Source organism: Leuconostoc fallax (genome assembly GCF_004354645.1).
In the GTDB taxonomy this organism is placed as follows: Bacteria; Bacillota; Bacilli; order Lactobacillales; family Lactobacillaceae; genus Leuconostoc_B; species Leuconostoc_B fallax.
In genome coordinates this window covers 115,358-136,721 of the sequence record NZ_PUFI01000015.1, presented here as the reverse complement: position 1 = coordinate 136,721, position 21,364 = coordinate 115,358, and the positions used below count along the sequence as shown (strand labels likewise).

Here is a 21,364-nt window from a genome sequence, read left to right as displayed (position 1 = left end):
AACACAGGATACAGCAGCTAATACAACAGCAACAGACAAGGCTGCAGCACAAGTAACACAGGATACAGCAGCTAATACAACAGCAACAGACAAGGCTGCAGCACAAGTAACACAGGATACAGCAGCTAATACAACAGCAACAGACAAGGTTGCAGCACAAGTAACACAAGATACAGCAGCTCAGACAACAGCAACAGACAAGACTGCAGTAAAAGCAACACAGGATACAGCAGCTCAGACAACAGCAACAGACAAGACTGCAGTAAAAGCAACACAGGATACAGCAGCTCAGACAACAGCAACAGACAAGACTGCAGTACAAGCAACACAGGATACAGCAGCTAATACAACAGCAACAGACAAGGCTGCAGCACAAGTAACACAAGATACAGCAGCTAATACAACAGCAACAGACAAGACGGCAGTACAAGCAACACAAGATACAGCAGCTAATACAACAGCAACAGACAAGACTACAGCGCAAGCAACACAAGATACAGCAGCTCAGACAACAGCAACAGACAAAACTGCAGTACAAGCAACACAAGATACAGCAGCTAATACAACAGCAACAGACAAGACTGCAGTAAAAGCAACACAAGATACAGCAGCTAATACAACAGCACAAGCAACACAAGATACAGCAGCTAAGACAACAGCAACAGATAAGATTGCAGCACAAGCAACACAAGATGTAGCAGCTCAAACAACAGACAAAACGGCATCAACGACATCAGACACTGCTAAAAATCTTAAAGTAATTGATGGTAAAACATATTTTGTTGACGATAACGGGCAAACTAAGAAGAATTTTGCGACTGTTATTGACGGCAAGGTAATGTATTTTGGCAAGGATGACGGGGCACTCGTTACTACTGACAAATATCAGTTCAGCGAAGGCTTGTCTAGTGAAAATAATACCTACACAGCGCATAATGCTGCTTATGCAACAACTGCTGATAATTTTGAAGCCATTGACGGATACTTGACGGCTGACAGTTGGTATCGTCCTAAAGAAATATTAGCGGATGGTAAAAATTGGACCCCTTCAACCGATAAAGATTTACGTCCGATTTTGATGAGCTGGTGGCCAGATAAGACCACGCAAGTTAACTATCTTAATTATATGAAAAGCTTAGGTATTTCTAATCAAGCCAACGACTATAAAGTAACAGATAATCAAGATGCTTTGAATCAGGCGGCACAAGATGTTCAAGCAAATATTGAACAAAAGATTAGTCAAGAAGGCCAAACGCAATGGTTAAAGGACGATTTAGCTACCTTTGTGAACAGCCAACCAAATTGGAACTTTGCCAGTGAATCACAAACAACAGGTGATGATAAAGACCATTTGCAGGGGGGCGCGTTATTGTATGTCAATAGCGACAAGACGCCTGATGCTAACTCAGATTATCGTTTATTAAATCGCACACCAACAAATCAAAAAGGATCACCTTCATATACAATTGATCCAACTCAAGGTGGTTATGATTTCTTATTAGCGAACGATGTCGATAATTCAAATCCGGTTGTGCAAGCAGAACAGCTAAATTGGATGTACTATTTGCTAAACTTCGGTTCAATTACTGATAATGATAGTGATGCTAATTTTGATAGTATTCGTGTGGATGCTGTTGACAATGTGGACGCTGATTTGTTACAAATTGCGGCTGATTATTTTAAAGCAGCGTATGGTGTTAACAAAAATGATGCCATTGCTAACCAACACGTATCAATCCTAGAAGATTGGAGTGATAATGACGCAGAATATGTTAAAGATCATGGTGATAATCAACTATCAATGGATAATAAATTGCGATTATCTCTCAAGTATTCATTAACAATGCCAACTGTGGATCAATATGGGAACAAGCGAAGCGGTTTGGAACCATTTTTGACAAACAGCTTGGTTGATCGTACGCAGGATAATACTGAAAATACAGCACGTCCGAATTATTCTTTCGTTCGCGCACATGATAGTGAAGTACAAACGGTTATTGCCGAAATTATTAAACAAAAAATTGATCCGAATGCTGATGGTTTAACACCAACAATGGATCAATTAAAAGCTGCCTTTGAAATATATAATGCAGATCAACTTAAGACAAATAAAGAGTTTACACAATATAATATTCCAAGCACATACGCCACAATTTTAACAAATAAAGACACAGTACCACGTGTTTATTATGGTGACTTATATACCGATAACGGCCAGTATATGGCTAATAAATCACCATATTATGATGCTATTGACACTTTACTAAAGTCACGAATGAAGTATGTTTCTGGTGGACAAAGCATGAATATGCAATACATGCAAGGTGATGCAAATATGGCATCAGATAGCTATCGTGGTATTTTGACATCAGTACGTTACGGTAAAGGCGCTATGAGTGCCAAAGATAAGGGTAATAAGAATACCCGAACACAAGGTATTGCTGTTATTCAAAGCAATAATCCGGACCTGAAGTTAAGCCAGACAGATAGAGTTGTTGTGAATATGGGATTGGCGCATCGTAATCAAGCTTATCGACCGGTATTATTGACAACACAAGATGGCTTGGCAACTTATCAAAACGATGCCACCGTTGCGACTAATTTGATTAAATATACGAACGCGAATGGTGAATTGATTTTTGATCAATCAGACATTCAAGGTGCTGCAAACCCACAAGTATCTGGCTATTTAGCAGCATGGGTACCAATGGGTGCTAAAGATTCTCAAGATGCACGAAGTGACAGTAAGACAAAGAGTGTTAATGATGGTCAGACATTACATTCTAATGCTGCCCTAGATTCACAAGTGATTTATGAAAGTTTCTCTAACTTCCAAGACTTTCCAACAACAGAATCTGAATACACTAATGCGGTTATTGCTAAGAATACTGATTTATATAAAAGTTGGGGGATTACTAATTTTGAATTTGCCCCACAGTATCGTTCAAGTACTGAGGGTAGTTTCTTAGATTCAATCATTCAAAATGGTTATGCCTTTACAGACCGTTATGACATGGGCTTCAACACACCAACCAAGTATGGAACAGTGGATCAATTACGAACAGCTATTAAAGCTTTGCACACAACAGGTATCAAAGCGATGGCGGACTGGGTGCCAGACCAGATTTACAATTTGACAGGTAAGCAGGTAGTTACTGCACAGCGTGTCAATAATTCAGGAATTTATGACCAAACTTCTGTCATTAATAAGACACTATATGCCGCTCAAACCGTTGGTGGTGGTGCATATCAGGCACAATATGGTGGTGCCTTCTTAGATGAAATAAAGTCGCGTTATCCTGAACTATTTAAGATTAATCAAATTTCAACGGGTGTACCAATGAATCCAAATGAAAAAATAACAGAATGGTCAGCTAAGTATTTCAATGGTACTAATATTCAAGGCCGTGGTGCTTATTACGTGCTAAAGGATTGGGCAACTAATGAATACTTCAAGGTAAGTGCTTCAGATAATAGTACAGCATTCTTACCTAAACAATTATTGAATGAACCAACAAGCACTGGATTTATCTCAAATGATAAAGGGATGATGTACTACTCAATGAGTGGATATCAAGCTAAAGACACATTTATTCAAGATGAAAATAATAACTGGTATTACTTTGATCAAGATGGTTACATGGCTTATGGTTTCCGTAAAGTTGAAGACAATAATTATTATTTCCTACCAAACGGTATTGAGTTGCAAGATGCTTTCTTAGAAGATAGTCAGGGTCAGACATATTACTTTAATCAACAGGGTAAGCAGTCAATTGACGGTTACTATATGAATAAGAACAAGCAATGGCGATACTTTGATAAAGATGGTGTGATGGCTAAGGGTTTGACAACCATTACTATGGATGGACAGTCATATACACAATACTTTGATGCGGATGGCATCCAAATTAAGGGCAAAGCAATTAAAGCAGCAGATAATCAATTACGTTATTTCGCGCTTGATTCCGGTAACATGGTAATGGATCGCTTTGAACAAATTGGTGATAACGTGTGGGCATACTTTGGTACAGATGGTCTTGCTATGACAGGAAATCAAACAATCAAGGGACAAAAGCTATTATTTGACGAGAATGGTCAGCAAATAAAAGGTAAAGCCGTAGCTGATAATAATGGTGTATTGCATTATTATGATGCAAATTCTGGTGAAATGGTTGTTAATCGCTTTGAGCAGTTATCAGACGGATCATGGGCATATTTCGGTGTAGATGGTGCTGCTGTAACGGGAGAACAAACGATCAATGGTCAAAAATTATACTTTATGAACGATGGCCGTCAGGTGAAGGGCCGTGAAGTAAATGATGCCAATGGTCACGTACATTATTATGATGACAATTCGGGTAATTTAGCACAATCAAGATTTGCTAATTTAAAACACAATATTTGGGCATATTTCAATCAGAGTGGTGAAGTTGTGACCGGGTCACAAGTTATTAATGGACAGCATTTGTACTTTGAGAGTGATGGCGATCAAGTGAAGGGTCGTGAACATTTAGATGAAAATGGCCATTTACGATATTATGATGCTGATTCTGGTGAAATGGTACAAGGTTAAAAATAAAAAACACAATCTCAATGGTAGATTGTGTTTTTTATTGCGTTTGTAGCAATGTGCTGTTATTTGATTTGATCCCAAGTTGCAGATGAAATCGAAGGGAAAAGATAGATTAACCTTGAAAGTTCCGCTTTACCAAATTGGAATTCAATTGCAGGTAGCAATGTATTCATCGCATTGTCGGCTTGGTCACTTACTTCAGTGGCCCCCACTAAGTGGTGTGCATTATCAAATATTAATCGACTGTCTGCGATTTTTTCGTTATTTACCTGACGATACCAGTCATTGTCAAAATCAACGGTTTGTATATCGAAATGGTTATCTTGTGCGGCCGCCACAGACATACCAGCCTTAGCAATTCTTGGTGATGTAAAGACAACAGAAGGAATAACAGGATATTGAATGGGGTCTGTTGTTGCTTGACTTAATAGTTGTGTCAGATAAAGCGATTCAAAGATTGCAGTTGGTGTCAACTTTGGTTGTTGTTTATCAATAACATCACCAGAAGCGTATATATTTTCTACGTTTGTTTGTAGATGATCGTTGACAACAATGCCGTTGTCGTTATAAGCGATACCAATTTTATCGAGGTTTAGCTTCTCAATGTTAGGCACTCTACCAGTAGCATCCAAAATCCAGTTTGTTTTAAGGTACTGATCTTGTCCATAATCAATCCATAAGCTTTGCCCTTCTTGTCGAAAAGCTGAAATATCAGCTTGGGTAATAAATTTAACGCCACGTTGCGTTAAATCATCGACAATTTTTTGAACAAAAGGTTGATAGAATTGCCGTAATGCTTGTTTGCCATGCATTAGAACCGTAACGTTAGCACCAGCAGCATTAGCCATTGTGGCAAATTCCATACTAATATAACCTGAACCAATAATTGCAATGTTATCAGGCAGGTGTGTTAGGTTCATAAAGTCTTCACTGTCATGTGCTAATTGTGTCCCTGGGATATCTAAACGATGTGGATGTAATCCAGTAGCAATGACAACCTTTTCAGCTGTAATCGCCTGTTCGTTAACAATGACGGTGTGCTGGTCTTGAAATTGACCGGTACCCTTAAGAATAGTAATACCTTGATTTTTCAGCATGCCAGTGATGGCACCCGGCAAGTTTTGAATAACCGTATTTTTATGTTGAACATTCTCTTGCCAATTAATATGAACAGGATGCGTCACAATCTTTTGCATGCTTTCGGCGTAGCGTTGATGGGTAACGGGAGAATCTAAACTGATTTTAGCATTACAACCACGATTAGGGCAGGTACCGCCAACTAATCCAGCTTCTACAACGCCAACTTTGATACCTTTTGCAGCAAGTGGAATTGCACCATCAAAAGTGCCATGACCACTACCAATATATAAAACATCATAGTCAAATTTATTTTGCGACATATCTTACCTCCATATATGTTATGCTCCAATTGTATCCTCAGCATACGCGTAAATTTGATGATGTACAAAAGATGTGCTTATTTGGTTTTTAACTCAAAAACGTGGTATCGAGATGAGTCAATACCAAAATGGTTAAAATTCATTGATATGCAGATTATGATATTATATGAAGCAAAGGGATATATGATGGTGTATTGTACCTTGGCAAAAAGATGTATAGGTGACTTATCTAAGCATTACGTCACCATATGTTAAGGAGAATAAAGGAGATAATATTATTATGGCAAATGCGGCAATGGCAATTCAAGTACTACCACAAACCACGAATACAACGGAACTATTGCAGATAGTTGATGCAGCAATAGCAGAAATTGATAGCACAGGTTTGTCATATGAAGTTGGTGCTTTTGAAACAACGGTTGAAGGTGATCTTGAAGAATTAGTTATGCTCATTCCAGCGATTCAAAAAGCTTGTGTGGCTGCTGGTGCGCAAATGATTAGTAACTACATTAAATTAAGCTATGCCCCACAAAATCATATTTTAACGACTGATGAAAAGTTGAAAAAGTATCGGCCTTAATATTTAATGTCATTTTTTAGGAGTGGGTCGATATGATCAATACAGATGCCAGAATTATTCAAACGATGAATAAAATAAGAAATACAGCAAAAGCTTTGATGGTTACACAGCCCGACTTTGCAATGACGACTTTTCTAACACAAGCAGGTGTTACAAGAGGCACTTTCTATAAGTATTATGATAATAAAGCACACTTAGTAGCTGAAGTGAATCATGCAATTGTGACTGATTTAGTACAATATACTGAGACAAAATTCCAATTAGCACTCGTTATTAAAGCCATTAGTGAAGATGCTGCTTTTTATAATGCTGCTTTAAATTTGAATAGCAATCCTAGTTTTTATCATATTTTGATGACACATATTCATGACCAGATGTTGATTCAAACACAAAGTCTTGAGGAACCCATACAACAACATGTGCGTTACCAATGGGAAGTTATTCATGCCGGCTTTTGGGGGATCATTGGCAAGTGGTTACAAGAAAATATGACATTATCTCAAGTTGAGTTACTAGAAGAATTTTCTGAAGTTTGGCGGGTTAATCATGGGGCGATACAACAAACAGGACTGTCTTTATTTGACTTTAGTTCAATTGACAGTTATGAATAATTTTGATACACTGGGAGAGTTGTTAGCGTAGCTACAACCACTCAGATTAGGTTAAAGCATGCGATGGACTAGGGCCACGCCGCCTATAATGGTGAGTCTAAGTATAAGGAGAATCCAATAATGGCATACGCAATTATTGTAACTGGTGGTAAACAGTATAAAGTTACTGAAGGTGACACAATTTTCGTTGAAAAGTTGAACGCTGCTGAAGGTGAAAAGGTTACCTTTGATCAAGTTGTTCTTGTTGACGGCAAGATTGGTACACCTTTCGTTGAAGGTGCTAAAGTTGAGGGAACTGTTGAAAAGCAAGGTAAGCAAAAGAAAGTTATTACTTTCAAGTACCGTCCTAAGAAGCATTCCCACACAAAGCAAGGACACCGCCAACCATATACACGTGTGAAGATTGATTCAATCGCGTAAGCATCATTTGTAAAGGAGAAAAGACATGTTATTAAATCAAGAAAACTTGCAAATGTTCGCCCACCACAAGGGAGGCGGATCTTCAGCCAACGGTCGTGACTCAGCTGGTCGTCGTTTAGGCACAAAAGTTGCTGATGGACAAGCTTTGACTGCTGGTTCAATTATTTACCGTCAACGTGGTACACACATCTACCCAGGTGTTAATGTTAAGCGTGGTAATGATGACACATTATTTGCATTATCAGATGGCGTTGTAAAGTTCGAGCGTAAAGGTCGTGACAAGCGTCAAGTATCTGTTTACTCACGTGAACAATACGACCAAATTCTTGCTGCTAAGTAAGTGTTAAAAAGTTCTATACCTAAAGGTATAGAACTTTTTTTATTATATCGCGAATGATAATAAACACTAAAACGCGTGATATACTTAAAAAGATGAGAGAATAGAAATGGGGTAGTGTGATGAAAAAATGGACCATCTTAGTGTTAAGTATGATTGGCATTGGTATTGTCATTGGTGGCTATCATAGTTTGGTTACTTCGCACACATCCTCTGCGTCTGCTCAACATTTGTCAGTGAAGAAGTCACATCCAAATCACGTACAACAGAAATCTAGTATGCGGCCAATGACTGGTGATTATTATTTGAAATCATCTGAAAAGAAGCCCTATGTTGATCTTAAAAAATATCAGCATGTTAACGTTTTAGTATCGATTGCTAAACAGCGGGTTTATATTAGATCAAATCAAAAGGTCTTGTACACTATGTATAGTTCGACTGGTAAAAATGATACTACGCCACGCGGTCAGTATCACATTCAAGGTGAGCGTGGCCAACATTTTTATAATGCCTCATCTGATGAAGGCGCGAATTATTGGGTATCTTGGAAGGATCATGGTATCTACCTCTTTCACAGTGTACCAGTTGATCACACTGGGCATTATATTGCTGCCGAAGGTCAACAACTCGGTAAAAAAGCGGCTTCCCACGGTTGCGTTAGACTATCTGTATCGGATGCAAAGTGGTTTTATGAAAATATACCAGAAAATACTGAGGTAACGATTAGATAATGACTCAAAATTTAGTGTATTGCTGGGGATATTAGCAAAAATTGATGTGGCGTATGCTATAATGTTTACCGTTGACATAATTAAGAAGAGGTCGAATGATGAACATTATTTGGATGGTTATTTATCTTGCGTTGGCATGGATTTTGGTGTCAGTTGCCAGTTGGGGATGGATGTATTTATCTGCCCGAATGAATGCGCAATTACTAAAATCAGAAGCATTTGAAACGCAATCTAACGATGGACAAATTATTGATGTCCGTGACAAGGAACCATATAAACGCTCACATATTTTGGGTGCACGGAATATTCCAGCCATTAATTTTTCACAAGGAAAAGCAGGACTGCGTAAAGACAAGCAGATTTTCTTATATGATGATAATATGCGTAATGCCGCACGTGCTGCAAAGTTATTAAAAAAGCAGGGATACAAGAAAGATAATCTCTACATTTTGCGTAGTGGTTTTGATCAATATACAGGTAAAAAGACAAAATAAAAAATGGTGCCAATTAGTGGTACCATTTTTTAATATTAAAAGCGTGATTGATGAGCAGAGACACTTTTGCGAATCGCTGCCTTTGAGACTTCTTCAGTATGTTCAGCCGCTTTTTGTTGTGGCTTAACGACTGTGTGCTTGTAACCTAAAGCGCTTGCAGCGGCCACGACAACCGAACTCAGGATACCAACAAAAACACCAGCTTTAAATGATTTCATATTTGTCTCTCGTGTAACGATATGCATATGTTACACTTACTTTCTTAAGATTTTCTAAAGTCTATTATCAACTATTTTAGCCGTTTTGTAAATCAATATTGCTTATATGGGATAATAAAGTTATCATATTTAAGCGAATTAAGGTTGTCTTTGCTAATGGATTAATGAGATACAGGATATATTGTCATTCACTATACTACTAGAATAATTGTACTTTTAAAATAAACAGATATATAAGGTAAGAAATAATGAATCAAATTTTAGTGATTATGGGCCCAACGGCTTCCGGGAAGAGTGATTTAGCAATACAAATGGCAGAGCGATATAATGGCGAAATCATATCGGCAGATGCATTGCAAATTTATCGTCATTTAGATATTGGCACTGCTAAAGTCAGCGCGGCAGAACAAGCTACAGTGCCACATCACTTAGTTGATATTCTAGATATGACAGATACCTACTCTGTTGCTGAATTTGTTGAACAAGCAGATCAAATCATTAAACAAATTATTCACCGAGGGCGATTACCAATTATTGTTGGTGGCACAGGCTTTTATATTAAAGCCCTACTTGGGTTACAGCCGTTAGATTATCAAAAAAGCGATACAGCGCTGCTTCAAAAATTAAAAACATTGTCATTATCAGAATTAGTTACTATGTTAGGTCAAGTTGCACCAGATCAATTAACAAAAATTGATTTGCATAATCCGTATCGTGTGCAGCGTGCCATACTCATTGCGCAAAGCGCGCAAAAGAGTAATATAGAACGGCCAAGTTACGATGCTTTAGTTGTTGGTGTAGATTGGCCTAGAGAAGTGCTATATGAACGGATTAATGCTCGTGTTGATAAAATGTTGGGTATGGGTCTGCTCGATGAAGCTAAAACACTATTGGAACAAGGCGGGACGGATTTACAGGCAGGGAAAGCAATTGGATATAAAGAACTCTTTCCATATCTATTAGGACAAACAACGTTAGCTGTAGCAAAACAACAACTCCAGCAAAATTCTAGAAGGTATGCCAAGCGACAGCTTACATATTTGCGCCATCAGATTGCTGGATTAATTTGGATTGATGGTAATACGGCACAATATGATACATCAGTATTAGTAGATCAATGGTTAAAAAAAAGCTCACAATTGTGAGCTTTTTTTAATGATACATGATAATTAAGGATATCATTTGTAATAAAACGTAGAGCATATTTTGCCAATTCCCAATTTTAGCTTTAGTAAATTGGAGAATAAAAGCAGCGCAACTGAATAATAAGATGAAAATGATACCAAAATCTACATGATGACTAAAGATAGCTACGATGAATAATGCAACCGTTAGAATACTCAATTTCCGACCGTTTGGGTTCGGCATGATAATAGGTGTGAAGTAGAAGAAAAAGCTGAAAAATACAGGTAATAGATAAATGAGGAATCGTTGTGTAATAAAGTCATTTTGAACATAAAATAAGGCGATAGGGATTGTGAAGGTAGCTAAAGCACCGAATAATAATAAACCTAAAATATTTTGAATACCTAGCCACAATTGTTGAATGATAATGAGTAACGCATTAAATAGAAGTAATAGCCAAAATATTTCTTGACGTGTTTGAATTAATGACGTGAAAGTAAATAAGGTGCCCAGGACAATGAACAGATAGCTTAAATAACTTCTAAAATTTTGCGTAATAATCAATGCAATCGCAATACTTGTTGTCAGTGTGTAGCCCATCATTGGTGCGAGTTGCCAAGTGAACGGCACTTGCAACGTATGGCTAGAATAGTGTAACGGCAGATACCACCATACAATATTTAAGGATGTAACAATAACAACTAGTGGGGTCCAAAAACGCCAATCCATTTTATCTAGACGGGCAAATTGCTCAAATGGGCGATGATCAAATGCGTTGAGTGAAAAACGTCGAGGCATTTTTCTGCCATCTGGTAATTGCTGCCTTTGAAAATCATAATTATTTTTGTCTGTCTTAATATTGTCCATACTTTTTCCGCCTTAATGTCATCGGTAATTATTTTACATTACTTTTTGTAACTATAAGTTTTCTTTTTTGTAACGTTTTACCCAATTGCATTTTTTTTCATATTTTGCTATCATGTGTATACAATTTAAAACGAGCTATCTAGAGTAGGTGAGTGATACAGCACAATGACCCTACACCAACCGGCACAGCGCGGTGGTACTTCTGTAAGATAGTCGACACGTTCTGCGCGTTCGATTATCGAGCGCGTTTTATTTTGTTAAAAAATACCATTTAGGTATATTAGGAGAACAAAATGACTAAGTATTTCACATCAGAATCTGTTTCTGCAGGACATCCAGATAAAATCGCTGATCAAATTGCGGATGCGATCTTAGATGCTGTTTTGGAGCAAGATCCTGATGCTCGTAGTGCTGTTGAAGTCACAACTTCAACTGGCGATGTTTCTATCTTTGGTGAATTATCAACCAAAGCTTATGTTAATGTCCGCCAAATTGCGACTGATAAGATTCGTGAAATTGGATACGACAAGCCAGAATTGGGCTTTAGTGCTGATTCTGTTAACGTATCTAATCGTATTGTTGAGCAATCATCAGATATTTCTGATGCTGTTGATCAAGCTGATGATGATCCTGAACAGTTAGGTGCAGGTGACCAAGGTCTTATTTTTGGTTACGCTACTAATGAAACAGAAGGTTATATACCATTGGCATTGGCCTTATCTCATCAACTTATGCGAAAAATTCGCGATGTACGTGAGAGCGGTGAACTCGATTATTTACGACCAGATGCTAAAGCTGAAGTAAGTGTCGAAATTGGCGATGACGGGCAGGTGGAACGCATTGCAGCTGTTGTTTTGTCAACACAACACGATGAAAATATAACACTTGAAAAGTTACGTACAGATATTAAGCAACATGTGATTGATCCAGTTTTGCCAGCTGAGTTAGTAGATGATCATACAATTTTTTATATTAACCCAAGCGGTCGTTTTGTTTTGGGTGGCCCTCAGGCAGATTCTGGGTTAACAGGCCGTAAAATCATTGTGGATACTTATGGTGGTGCTGCACATCATGGTGGTGGTGCATTTTCTGGAAAAGATGCAACTAAAGTTGATCGTTCAGCCGCATATTTTGCAAGGTATGTTGCCAAAAACTTAGTTGCTGCTGGTGTGGCTGATCGTTTGGAACTACAAGTTGCTTATGCTATTGGTGTTGCCCGCCCAGTATCACTAAATATTGAAACATTTGGTACGGGACATGTTGACGCCGCGTTAGTACGTCGGGCCGTTGAGACGCTCTTTGACTTCCGACCATTGGCAATTATTAACCATTTGAACTTACGTCGTCCGATTTATCAGCAAACAGCTGCCTTCGGTCATTTTGGTAGAACAGATGTTGATTTACCTTGGGAACATTTGGACAAAGTTGACGACATTAAAGCGTTGATTAGCACAGCAAAATAATATTTAAAATACCCGGTTGGGTATTTTTTATTTAACACGTTAAAATAAAAAATATTTAATCACCACTTATTGTTATTTTTTGATGATTCCAATTATTATGTTATATAAAATATGCTAGAATGGATTAGATATCTAAAAGGGAGGAAAAGTGTTGCACGTATTGATATATCAGCATTTATTTACTGATTTTACGGCAACACTTAGTCATTATGAAAGAAAAAATCACGCGTGAAGAAGTTGCTCACGTTGCTGGTTTAGCTAAATTATCATTTAATGATGAACAGCTTGACCATTTTACAACACAATTGAGTGATATTTTAAATATTTTTGATACTTTGGCTACCGTTAATACGGAAAATGTCGAACCAACGTATTCAGTTACAGAAAATGTCAACATTTTGCGTGAGGATGTTGCGGATAATTGGCAACAAAAGCAAGAATTGCTTAAAAATGCGCCATTAGAGGCAGCTGGGTTAATTAAAGTACCGGCTATTTTAGATGAGGGAGAAAATTAATGACAATGAATTATTTTGATCATGATTTGACATCATTGCATCAACAGCTTGTTAACAAAGAAACAACAGCAACTGAATTGGTACAAGCCACATTAGACAATATTAAAGCTACTGATGATCAACTTAATGCTTTTATTACAACGAATCCTGAATCTGCGTTAGAAGCAGCAAAAGCTTTGGATAAAGCAGGACAATTTGACAATGCTTTGGCCGGTATTCCGCTTGGTCTGAAAGATAATATGGCAACTAAGGGCATTCAGACGAGTGCCGCATCACGTATTTTGAAAGACTTTAAGCCGGTTTACACAGCAACGGCTGTTGACAAATTAAATGCGGCGGGTGCTATTTCTGTTGGAAAAGCTAACATGGATGAATTTGCCATGGGTGGTTCAACCGAGACATCTTACTACAAGACCACAACCAATGCTTGGGACCACACTAAAGTTCCTGGTGGCTCTTCAGGCGGGTCTGCTGCAGCTGTAGCAGGTGGGCAAGTGCCTTTCGCCTTGGGATCTGATACTGGTGGATCAATTCGTCAGCCGGCAGCGTTCAATGGTATTGTTGGTATGAAACCAACATATGGTCGTGTATCACGTTGGGGCCTATTTGCAATGGCCTCATCATTAGATCAAATTGGTCCATTTACACGAACGGTTAAAGATAATGCTTTGGTATTGAATACTATTTCTGGTCATGACCAAAGAGATTCTACTTCGGCGACACGTGAAGTTCCTGACTTTACAAGCAAGTTAACTGGGGATGTTAAAGGCCTCAGAATCGCTGTTCCCAAAGAGTATTTTGGTGAAGGTATTGACGAACGTGTCTCTGTTACCGTTCGAGCTGCCATTGCACAACTCGAAGCCTTAGGTGCTACCGTGGACGAAGTGAGCTTGCCACACACCAAGTATGGTGTTGCAGCATACTATATTATTATGTCCTCTGAAGCATCATCTAACTTACAACGTTATGATGGTGTCAAATATGGGTTCCGTGCTGATGATGTTAAAAATTTGGAAGACTTGTATGTAAAAACACGTTCTGAAGGATTTGGTGATGAAGTTAAGCGACGTATCATGTTAGGCACATTTTCATTATCTGCTGGCGCTTATGATGCATTCTTTAAAAAAGCAGCCAAGATTCGTACTTTGATTATTGAAGATTTCAACAAAGTATTTGAAGACTATGATGTGATTGTAGGACCGACTGCACCAACTGTTGCTTATGGTATTGGTGAAGAAATTGATGATCCAACGGCTATGTATTTAGCTGATGTTCTGACTATTCCCGTGAACTTGGCTGGATTGCCTGGTATGTCAGTGAATGCTGGTTTTGTTGATAATTTACCAGTTGGCTTACAAATTATTGGAAAACCATTTGACGAGTCGACTGTTTACCAAACAGGATATGCCTTTGAACAAGCTAGTCGTTTGTTCGAAAAGAAGCCTGACATTGCAAAGGAATATTAAGAGGGGGTCCACACAACATGTCTAACTTTGAAACAACTATTGGTCTTGAAGTCCACGTTGAGATGAAGACTAATTCTAAATTATTGTCACCCTCACCGGTACATTTTGGTTCTGAACCTAACGAAAATGCTAATGCGATTGATTTTGGTTATCCCGGAGTTTTGCCAGTCGCCAACAAAGGTGCTATTGAATTTGGTATGCGGGTTGCTATGGCCTTGCATGCTGATATTACACCATTTATTCGTTGGGATCGTAAAAACTATTTCTATCCTGATAACCCAAAAGCCTATCAAACAACACAATCTCAGACACCTATTGGTACGAATGGATATATTGATATTACGCTAGATGATGGTACAGTAAAACGTATTGGTATTACTGAAATGCACGTTGAAGAAGATGCGGGTAAGAATACTCATGGCACTGATGGTTATTCTTATGTCGACTTAAACCGTCAGGGTACGCCATTGATTGAAATTGTTTCTGAACCAGATTTATCTTCTCCAGAAGAAGCCAAAGCTTATCTAGAACAATTACGTAAGGTTGTTCAATTTACCGGTGTATCTGATGTTAAGATGCAAGAAGGTCAAATGCGTGCAGATGTCAATGTATCGTTACGTCCGTATGGATCTGATACTTATGGTACTAAAGTAGAAATGAAGAACATCAACTCATTTAACTATGTCTATAACGCATTGGCATTTGAAGAAAAACGCCAAGCACGTGTGTTGATGAGTGGTGGTACGATTCGTCAAGAGACACGTCGTTATGACGAACCAACAAAATCAACAATTTTGATGCGTGTTAAGGAAGGTGCTGATGATTATCGTTACTTCCCAGAACCCGATTTGGCACCAATTGCAATTAGCCAAGATTGGATTGCTGAAGTGGCTCAATCATTGCCAGAATCGGCTAATGATCGTCGTCAGCGTTATGTTTCTGAATTAGGTATTGAACAATATGATGCAGATGTTTTGACACAAACAATGGAAATGGCTGATTTTTATGATCAAGCTGTGACGAGTGGTGGAGAACCTAAGCGTGTTGCTAATTACTTGATTGGCGATGTGAATGCCTATTTGAATAAGAACCAAGTTGAACTACCAGATACACAATTAACACCAGAGCATCTTGCCGGCATGGTTAAGTTAATTGAAGATGGTACCATTTCAACCAAGCAAGCTAAGAAAGTATTTGAAGCTATCATGGTTGGTGAAGATCCTGCAGAATATGCACATCAACATGGCCTTGTGCAATTAAGTGATCCCGCACAATTAACACCAATTATCAATGAGATTTTGGATAATAACCCACAGTCTATTGAAGATTTTAAGGGTGGAAAAGATCGCGCTGTTGGTTTCTTGATTGGTCAAATTATGAAAGCAACTAAGGGGCAAGCCAATCCTGGTGTTGTCAATAAAATATTGATGCAAGCTTTAAATGAGCGATAAGTATTAATTTTAAAAAACCAACCAGAACAGACTATCTGGTTGGTGTACATAAACAATGGGAGTAACGTTATGAAACGAGCACGAATTATCTATAATCCAACAGCGGGACGCGAAGCAATTAAGCGTGAAATGTTAGATATTTTGGCTGTCTACGAATCAGCTGGTTACGAAACCAGCACTTTTGCGACAACACCGGAGCCAATGTCGGCTGCTAAAGAAGCAGAGCGTGCGGCAAAGGCAGGTTTTGATTTGATTGTGGCGGCTGGTGGTGATGGCACGATTAATGAGGTGGTGAATGGTTTGGCACCTTTGAATGAGCGACCATTGTTGGCTGTTATTCCAGCAGGTACGACGAATGACTATGCACGAGCTTTAAAGTTGCCGCGAGATGAACCTTTGGAATCAGCTAAAGTGATTTTAAAGAAAGAAACGATTCACATGGATATTGGTAAGATTACTAAAGATAATCAAGAAAAATATTTCATGAATATCGCGGCACTAGGTACCATTAGTGAAGTAACTTATGCAGTGCCTTCTTTGATGAAGTCGTTGTATGGTTATTTAGCATATTTAGTTAAAGGTGCTGAATTATTAACACGAATTAAACCAGTTAATGTTAAAGTTGAATATGATGATGGTGAGTATTCAGGCAAAACATCTATGATTTTCTTAGCTTTAACGAATTCTGTTGGTGGTTTCGAATCGATTGTACCTGATGCCAAGTTGGATGACGGTTATTTCACACTGCTCATTGTTAAGGAATCCAATTTAGCGCAAATATTGACTATTGTCGCTAAAATGATTAACGGTGGCAAGCATATTGACGATCCACAGTTAATTTATAAGAAAACGAATCAAGTCAAGATTACGCCACTTACTAATGATCAGATGAAAGTTAATATTGATGGTGAATATGGTGGTGATGCACCTATGGCTTTTACAGATATGCCACGGCATATTGAATTAGTTGCTAATTTGAGTGCAATGTCGCGTTTGCCTGAACCTGACAGAGATAGTGAGGTAGAACGTCATTTAGCCGAAGAGGCCAAAAAGTTTGAAAAGTAAGTGATCAGTTACTGGCAAGTAATTTGTTAGTAACTATTTTTAATTAAGTAAAGAATATTAAGGTGAAGGATAAGTATATGGCAAAAATAAATCGAGTAATGAAGGCAAAAGGCGGTGCACCCGTCAAAAAGAATGAAACAATTGAAGCAACAGTTATAGATATCACTTATCAAGGAATGGGCGTTGTTAAAATAGATCAATACCCTGTCTTTGTACCTGATGCCTTACCTGGAGAATTAATACAGGTTGGTATCACCAAAGTACTGAAGAGCTATGCTTTTGGCCGACTTGTAAAACGTCTAAAGGCATCCCCCGATCGTGTTGAAAATAAAAATAAAGCTTTGATTACCAGTGGTATCGCACCATTAGTGAATTTGAAATATTCAGCACAGTTGTTGTTCAAGCAAAATCAAGTACAACAATTGTTTAAAAAAATGAATATCGACGTCACTGTTGCACCAACTATCGGTATGGAGAATCCCACAGCATATCGTAATAAAGCACAAGTGCCTGTCCAAGAAATTAATGGTCAGTTAGAGACTGGCTTTTATCGTCGTGGTTCTCATAAGCTAGTACCGACGAATCATTTTTACATTCAAGATCCTAAAATTGATGAAGCAGTAAGCATTGTTCGGGACGTATTAAGAGAACTTAAAATTTCTGCTTATGATGAAGATACTAAAAAAGGTACCATACGACATATTATGGTGCGCCGAGGTTATTATTCACATGAATTGATGGTTGTTATTATTACTCATACGGCAAAGTTGCTGGGTAGTGATATTATTATTAAAAAATTACGTGAACAGTTACCGGAACTTAAAAGTCTTATTCACAATGTTAATAATAAAATGACAAATGTTATTATGGGTGAAGACAATCGCGTGATGTGGGGAGAAGACCACATTCACGATCAGTTACTTGATTTAGATTTTGTGATTGGACCGAATTCTTTTTACCAAGTGAATCCGCAGACAACATCCGTACTGTACCAGCTAGCAGCTGATAAAGCACAGTTAAAGCCTCAAGATGTTGTGGTAGATGCTTATTCAGGTATTGGTACAATTACTTTGTCTATTGCGAACCGTGTTAAAAAAGTTTATGGTGTTGAAATAGTACAGCAAGCAGTAGTAGATGCGCAACTAAATGCCAAAAATAATCAAATTAGTAATGTATCATTTATTGCCAAAGATGCACCAGAACAAATGGCACAGTGGGCGGCAGAAGGTTTAAAACCTGATGTTGTATTTGTTGATCCACCACGCAAAGGGTTGACAGAAGACCTTATTGAAGCCATTAGTAATATGGATACAAAAACTTTTGTTTACATTAGTTGTAATCCTGCTACTTTAGCACGAGATGCGGCTCAAATCATAGCTGCTGGATATCACATTGATGGAGATATTCAGCCATTGGATCAGTTCCCACAAACAACGCATGTTGAAACTGTCGCTGTTTTCAGAAAAAATCATTAATTTCAAAAAAAGTATTGACGAGCCCGTATATTCTTGGTATTCTAATATAGTTATTTGATACGAACAACGTAATTGACCATGGCTCGTTGGTCAAGTGGCTAAGACGCTGCCCTTTCACGGCGGAATCGAGAGTTCGATTCTCTCACGAGCTACTAAAAAAGCTGGAACTTCGGTTCCAGCTTTTTTGTTTGTTTTTATAGTAAAATAGTAAGTATAAAGACATAGTCAATTTGAGGAAAATGCATGTATTTTTTTGTGAATAAAGGAATTCATCAGTTAAATAGCGGTGTTGAATACGCACAGTTTTACCGTGCAGATATCTTTAATCAGCAACAATGGCCTTTTAAATTTATCTTGACAGACTTTTTGCCGAATTTAGATAAAAGTATCCAACAGATGCAGTTAAAGAATCGAGAAATAATCAATTTATATGAATATTTTTTGAGTGAGGATCCAGTAACATATTTGAAAAAAGGTTTAACTGTATCTCAGGCATTTGACCAAAAAGACTATTATGATGATCAGCAACATCTTAAATTATCTGTCATTCATAATACCAGGCACTATACGACGACACTTTATTATCACTACCGTATTGATCATGATACAGGAAAGGTAGTTCATGATATTGATCGTGTCATTTTAACCAATGGGACACATCGCTTGATGTGGCATTATCAAGTGAATAGGGTATCTGGACGGCACGCAACAAGTTTTCGGTTATTTGACTTTGAAGACCAGAATTACTGGTTTCAAAATTTCGAAGGGCTATTATCATTTTTTTATCAAAAGGTTAATGAAACTTTTTCAAATGGGCATTATATCATTGATCGTGGTGTGGATAATCAAGAAGCACTGATTCGATTGAAAGCAGCAGGTGCTATGATTACCATAACCCAAGTGATACATGCACAACATTTTTTTGGTATAAAGCAACAACAATTGCTATTTAATCAGCACTATCAATACTTATTTGACCATGCTAAAATGTTTGACCATATTATTACGGCGACAATGGGTCAGACACAACAGGTTATAGAAAATCTGCAAACCATTGGTCTTGATCATGAGCAAACAAAAGCAATGGTCAAAACGATTCCTGCTGGCTATGCCAGAGCGATTAAGACACCACGAAAGGTTCATCAGAATGTCTTTCAATTTGTGACAGCTTCAAGATTACATCCAGAAAAGCATATTGATCATATTATTTACGCCATTCAGCAATTGAAGCAGAACAATTACTCGGTAGCTTTGACAATTTATGGTGATGGTGATGACAATCAGAGGTTAAAAAAATTAATCTTAAAACTAAATCTTTCAGATACGGTACATTTAATGCCAACGACGCATCATTTTTTAATTGTTTTGAATGAATATGATGCATTGGTATCGGCATCTTATTCAGAAGGCTTTGGGTTAACTTATTTGGAAGCACTCAGTCAGGGTTTACCTGTGGTCAGTTATGCGAATACATATGGTGCTCAGCATTTGATTAAAGATGGTGTGAATGGCTATTTAGCTAATGTCATCTTTTCTAATCAGTCATCTGATATTCAACAAAATATTCAAAACTTAGTACAGGCTATGGTTAAAGTAATGGTATCAAATAACTATCCGAAGCTATCTGTTGGTGCAATCCAAACAGCACAACAGTATTCAAGCAATCGTGTAACACAAAAATGGGCTGAATTGATGGGGGTAGGCGATTGAGGATAGAATTGATTAAAGATTTGACGCAATGCCATTTGGATAGTGTTCAGTGGCAAATCCAGCGCATAAAAGATGGCAAAAGTGATGAATTGTGGTTTTTAACACCGCATGAAGATGCAACATATTTAGTTGAACAGATGGGTTTACCACCAGAAAAAGTTTATGATGTTTATGCACAACAGTATTTACAAACCTATCAACCATATCAGGGGATGTGGTGGTCACAATTAAACGTACCAAATGATGCGCAATTGGTGATTCAGAGCAATCTAACGAAGCAAATCATCAGTCAAGGTCATGTTGTGGCTCAGATGAGATGGTTTATGGCCAGTAACCGACGCATTCAGTCAGTTACTTGGTTAGATCAAGATGAACAAATCGATTATCAAGATGTTTATCAGCGAAATGGTCAATTATTTGCCCGGCAATATTTTAGCGAAGGGGCTGTTCTATCTAGTGATTTTTATTTTGGCCAATCGGATGTAGTACTACGACAAATGTACGATCAAGGGCAAGCAAATCTTGTTATAAGAGATGATAATATCTTTAATCAACGACAAGATTATCTTAGGCAAATGTTAACAGATCGAATAGCAAGCCATCAGGTGAATATGACGCAGATTGAATTAGCACAGTATTTACCAGAAAATGCAGACACCCAACTCACGTTGATAAATAGCATACTCGATCATCAAGGTAATGTGAATCGCCAATTATTGTATTTTTTGAATGATTACGCAGTGAATCTTCAATCGATTCGCCTTAATCCGTATGATTATGAGATAATTAAAAGTGAAAATATTTTGCAATCAGCGATGTATGACAAAATAATTATTGATGAACACAATTAAAGGTATGGAGTA

The 21,364-nt window shown here is 37.9% G+C and carries 19 protein-coding genes, 1 tRNA gene and 1 other annotated feature; of the genes, 17 read left to right on the top strand and 3 right to left on the bottom strand.

The genetic code is table 11. From position 1 onward, the window contains the following. Positions 1–4,573, top strand: a 4,573-nt coding sequence (locus tag C5L23_RS07300) for a glycoside hydrolase family 70 protein (RefSeq protein WP_240034442.1), incomplete at its 5' end; no start/stop codon positions are given. A 62-nt stretch (positions 4,574–4,635) separates the two neighbouring features. Here the strand turns inward: C5L23_RS07300 and C5L23_RS07295 are convergent. Next, on the bottom strand, positions 4,636–5,973 hold the full coding sequence (locus C5L23_RS07295) for a dihydrolipoyl dehydrogenase family protein (protein WP_010008005.1): 1,338 nt from the start codon (positions 5,971–5,973) through the stop codon (positions 4,636–4,638). Positions 5,974–6,253: 280 nt separating this feature from the next. Here C5L23_RS07295 and C5L23_RS07290 point away from each other — a divergent pair, with 280 nt between their 5' ends. From C5L23_RS07290 to C5L23_RS07265, 6 genes are all read left to right on the top strand, one after another. Beyond that, on the top strand, positions 6,254–6,553 hold the full coding sequence (locus tag C5L23_RS07290) for a thiamine-binding protein (protein WP_010008007.1): 300 nt from the start codon (positions 6,254–6,256) through the stop codon (positions 6,551–6,553). Positions 6,554–6,585: 32 nt separating this feature from the next. Then, positions 6,586–7,164 (top strand): TetR/AcrR family transcriptional regulator, encoded by a 579-nt coding sequence (locus C5L23_RS07285; protein WP_133264584.1) that lies wholly within the window; start codon positions 6,586–6,588, stop codon positions 7,162–7,164. A gap of 25 nt (positions 7,165–7,189) precedes the next feature. Next, positions 7,190–7,273: a sequence feature (ribosomal protein L21 leader region), on the top strand. An 11-nt stretch (positions 7,274–7,284) separates the two neighbouring features. Next, on the top strand, positions 7,285–7,584 hold the full coding sequence (rplU, locus tag C5L23_RS07280; protein ID WP_010008008.1) for a 50S ribosomal protein L21: 300 nt from the start codon (positions 7,285–7,287) through the stop codon (positions 7,582–7,584). 25 nt (positions 7,585–7,609) lie between these two features. Continuing rightward, complete coding sequence (gene rpmA, locus C5L23_RS07275) at positions 7,610–7,924, top strand: 50S ribosomal protein L27 (protein WP_010008009.1); 315 nt, start codon at positions 7,610–7,612, stop codon at positions 7,922–7,924. A 119-nt stretch (positions 7,925–8,043) separates the two neighbouring features. Continuing rightward, positions 8,044–8,652, top strand: a complete 609-nt coding sequence (locus C5L23_RS07270; protein ID WP_010008010.1) for a L,D-transpeptidase — start codon at positions 8,044–8,046, stop codon at positions 8,650–8,652. A gap of 98 nt (positions 8,653–8,750) precedes the next feature. Further along, entirely contained in the window at positions 8,751–9,146 is a 396-nt protein-coding gene (locus tag C5L23_RS07265) for a rhodanese-like domain-containing protein (protein WP_010008011.1), read from the top strand. Between the two features lie 35 nt (positions 9,147–9,181). Here C5L23_RS07265 and C5L23_RS07260 read toward each other — a convergent pair whose 3' ends face one another. Further along, entirely contained in the window at positions 9,182–9,364 is a 183-nt protein-coding gene (locus C5L23_RS07260; RefSeq protein ID WP_010008012.1) for a DUF3042 family protein, read from the bottom strand. A 248-nt stretch (positions 9,365–9,612) separates the two neighbouring features. Here C5L23_RS07260 and miaA point away from each other — a divergent pair, with 248 nt between their 5' ends. Beyond that, positions 9,613–10,509, top strand: coding sequence for a tRNA (adenosine(37)-N6)-dimethylallyltransferase MiaA (gene miaA / locus C5L23_RS07255; protein ID WP_010008014.1), 897 nt, complete (start codon positions 9,613–9,615; stop codon positions 10,507–10,509). Between the two features lie 7 nt (positions 10,510–10,516). Here miaA and C5L23_RS07250 read toward each other — a convergent pair whose 3' ends face one another. Beyond that, complete coding sequence (locus tag C5L23_RS07250; RefSeq protein ID WP_133264582.1) at positions 10,517–11,356, bottom strand: hypothetical protein; 840 nt, start codon at positions 11,354–11,356, stop codon at positions 10,517–10,519. Positions 11,357–11,649: 293 nt separating this feature from the next. On the opposite strand from C5L23_RS07250, the gene metK reads away from it, so the two are divergent. The 9 genes from metK to C5L23_RS07205 all read left to right on the top strand — a co-directional run bounded on the left by metK (position 11,650) and on the right by C5L23_RS07205 (position 21,352). Then, the gene (gene metK / locus C5L23_RS07245) at positions 11,650–12,819 is read left to right on the top strand and encodes a methionine adenosyltransferase (RefSeq protein ID WP_010008015.1); all 1,170 of its coding nucleotides are present in this window, start codon (positions 11,650–11,652) and stop codon (positions 12,817–12,819) included. A gap of 209 nt (positions 12,820–13,028) precedes the next feature. Further along, positions 13,029–13,334 (top strand): Asp-tRNA(Asn)/Glu-tRNA(Gln) amidotransferase subunit GatC, encoded by a 306-nt coding sequence (gatC, locus tag C5L23_RS07240; protein WP_010008017.1) that lies wholly within the window; start codon positions 13,029–13,031, stop codon positions 13,332–13,334. After that, positions 13,334–14,800, top strand: a complete 1,467-nt coding sequence (gatA, locus tag C5L23_RS07235) for an Asp-tRNA(Asn)/Glu-tRNA(Gln) amidotransferase subunit GatA (protein WP_029508677.1) — start codon at positions 13,334–13,336, stop codon at positions 14,798–14,800. The genes gatC and gatA overlap by 1 nt, the downstream gene beginning before the upstream one ends. A 17-nt stretch (positions 14,801–14,817) precedes the next feature. Then, the gene (gene gatB / locus C5L23_RS07230; RefSeq protein ID WP_010008020.1) at positions 14,818–16,251 is read left to right on the top strand and encodes an Asp-tRNA(Asn)/Glu-tRNA(Gln) amidotransferase subunit GatB; all 1,434 of its coding nucleotides are present in this window, start codon (positions 14,818–14,820) and stop codon (positions 16,249–16,251) included. 69 nt (positions 16,252–16,320) lie between these two features. Continuing rightward, on the top strand, positions 16,321–17,316 hold the full coding sequence (locus C5L23_RS07225; RefSeq protein ID WP_010008022.1) for a diacylglycerol kinase family lipid kinase: 996 nt from the start codon (positions 16,321–16,323) through the stop codon (positions 17,314–17,316). Positions 17,317–17,393: 77 nt separating this feature from the next. Continuing rightward, the gene (gene rlmD / locus C5L23_RS07220) at positions 17,394–18,791 is read left to right on the top strand and encodes a 23S rRNA (uracil(1939)-C(5))-methyltransferase RlmD (protein WP_010008024.1); all 1,398 of its coding nucleotides are present in this window, start codon (positions 17,394–17,396) and stop codon (positions 18,789–18,791) included. 80 nt (positions 18,792–18,871) lie between these two features. Further along, positions 18,872–18,943, top strand: a tRNA-Glu gene (locus C5L23_RS07215). A 91-nt stretch (positions 18,944–19,034) separates the two neighbouring features. Next, positions 19,035–20,501, top strand: coding sequence for a glycosyltransferase (locus C5L23_RS07210; protein ID WP_133264580.1), 1,467 nt, complete (start codon positions 19,035–19,037; stop codon positions 20,499–20,501). An 8-nt stretch (positions 20,502–20,509) separates the two neighbouring features. Beyond that, complete coding sequence (locus C5L23_RS07205; protein WP_050792582.1) at positions 20,510–21,352, top strand: hypothetical protein; 843 nt, start codon at positions 20,510–20,512, stop codon at positions 21,350–21,352. Positions 21,353–21,364: the final 12 nt, after the last annotated feature.

What these genes read in the sequence shown, in the direction of transcription:
- C5L23_RS07265 (WP_010008011.1), top strand. Translation starts at nt 8,751, where the DNA reads ATGAACATTATTTGGATGGTTATTTATCTTGCGTTGGCATGGATTTTG.
- C5L23_RS07210 (WP_133264580.1), top strand. Translation starts at nt 19,035, where the DNA reads ATGTATTTTTTTGTGAATAAAGGAATTCATCAGTTAAATAGCGGTGTT.
- gatC (WP_010008017.1), top strand. Translation starts at nt 13,029, where the DNA reads ATGAAAGAAAAAATCACGCGTGAAGAAGTTGCTCACGTTGCTGGTTTA.
- C5L23_RS07295 (WP_010008005.1), bottom strand. Translation starts at nt 5,973, where the DNA reads ATGTCGCAAAATAAATTTGACTATGATGTTTTATATATTGGTAGTGGT.
- C5L23_RS07285 (WP_133264584.1), top strand. Translation starts at nt 6,586, where the DNA reads ATGATCAATACAGATGCCAGAATTATTCAAACGATGAATAAAATAAGA.
- C5L23_RS07270 (WP_010008010.1), top strand. Translation starts at nt 8,044, where the DNA reads ATGAAAAAATGGACCATCTTAGTGTTAAGTATGATTGGCATTGGTATT.
- C5L23_RS07260 (WP_010008012.1), bottom strand. Translation starts at nt 9,364, where the DNA reads ATGAAATCATTTAAAGCTGGTGTTTTTGTTGGTATCCTGAGTTCGGTT.
- C5L23_RS07250 (WP_133264582.1), bottom strand. Translation starts at nt 11,356, where the DNA reads ATGGACAATATTAAGACAGACAAAAATAATTATGATTTTCAAAGGCAG.
- gatA (WP_029508677.1), top strand. Translation starts at nt 13,334, where the DNA reads ATGACAATGAATTATTTTGATCATGATTTGACATCATTGCATCAACAG.
- rplU (WP_010008008.1), top strand. Translation starts at nt 7,285, where the DNA reads ATGGCATACGCAATTATTGTAACTGGTGGTAAACAGTATAAAGTTACT.
- C5L23_RS07225 (WP_010008022.1), top strand. Translation starts at nt 16,321, where the DNA reads ATGAAACGAGCACGAATTATCTATAATCCAACAGCGGGACGCGAAGCA.
- rpmA (WP_010008009.1), top strand. Translation starts at nt 7,610, where the DNA reads ATGTTATTAAATCAAGAAAACTTGCAAATGTTCGCCCACCACAAGGGA.
- miaA (WP_010008014.1), top strand. Translation starts at nt 9,613, where the DNA reads ATGAATCAAATTTTAGTGATTATGGGCCCAACGGCTTCCGGGAAGAGT.
- C5L23_RS07290 (WP_010008007.1), top strand. Translation starts at nt 6,254, where the DNA reads ATGGCAAATGCGGCAATGGCAATTCAAGTACTACCACAAACCACGAAT.
- rlmD (WP_010008024.1), top strand. Translation starts at nt 17,394, where the DNA reads ATGGCAAAAATAAATCGAGTAATGAAGGCAAAAGGCGGTGCACCCGTC.
- gatB (WP_010008020.1), top strand. Translation starts at nt 14,818, where the DNA reads ATGTCTAACTTTGAAACAACTATTGGTCTTGAAGTCCACGTTGAGATG.
- metK (WP_010008015.1), top strand. Translation starts at nt 11,650, where the DNA reads ATGACTAAGTATTTCACATCAGAATCTGTTTCTGCAGGACATCCAGAT.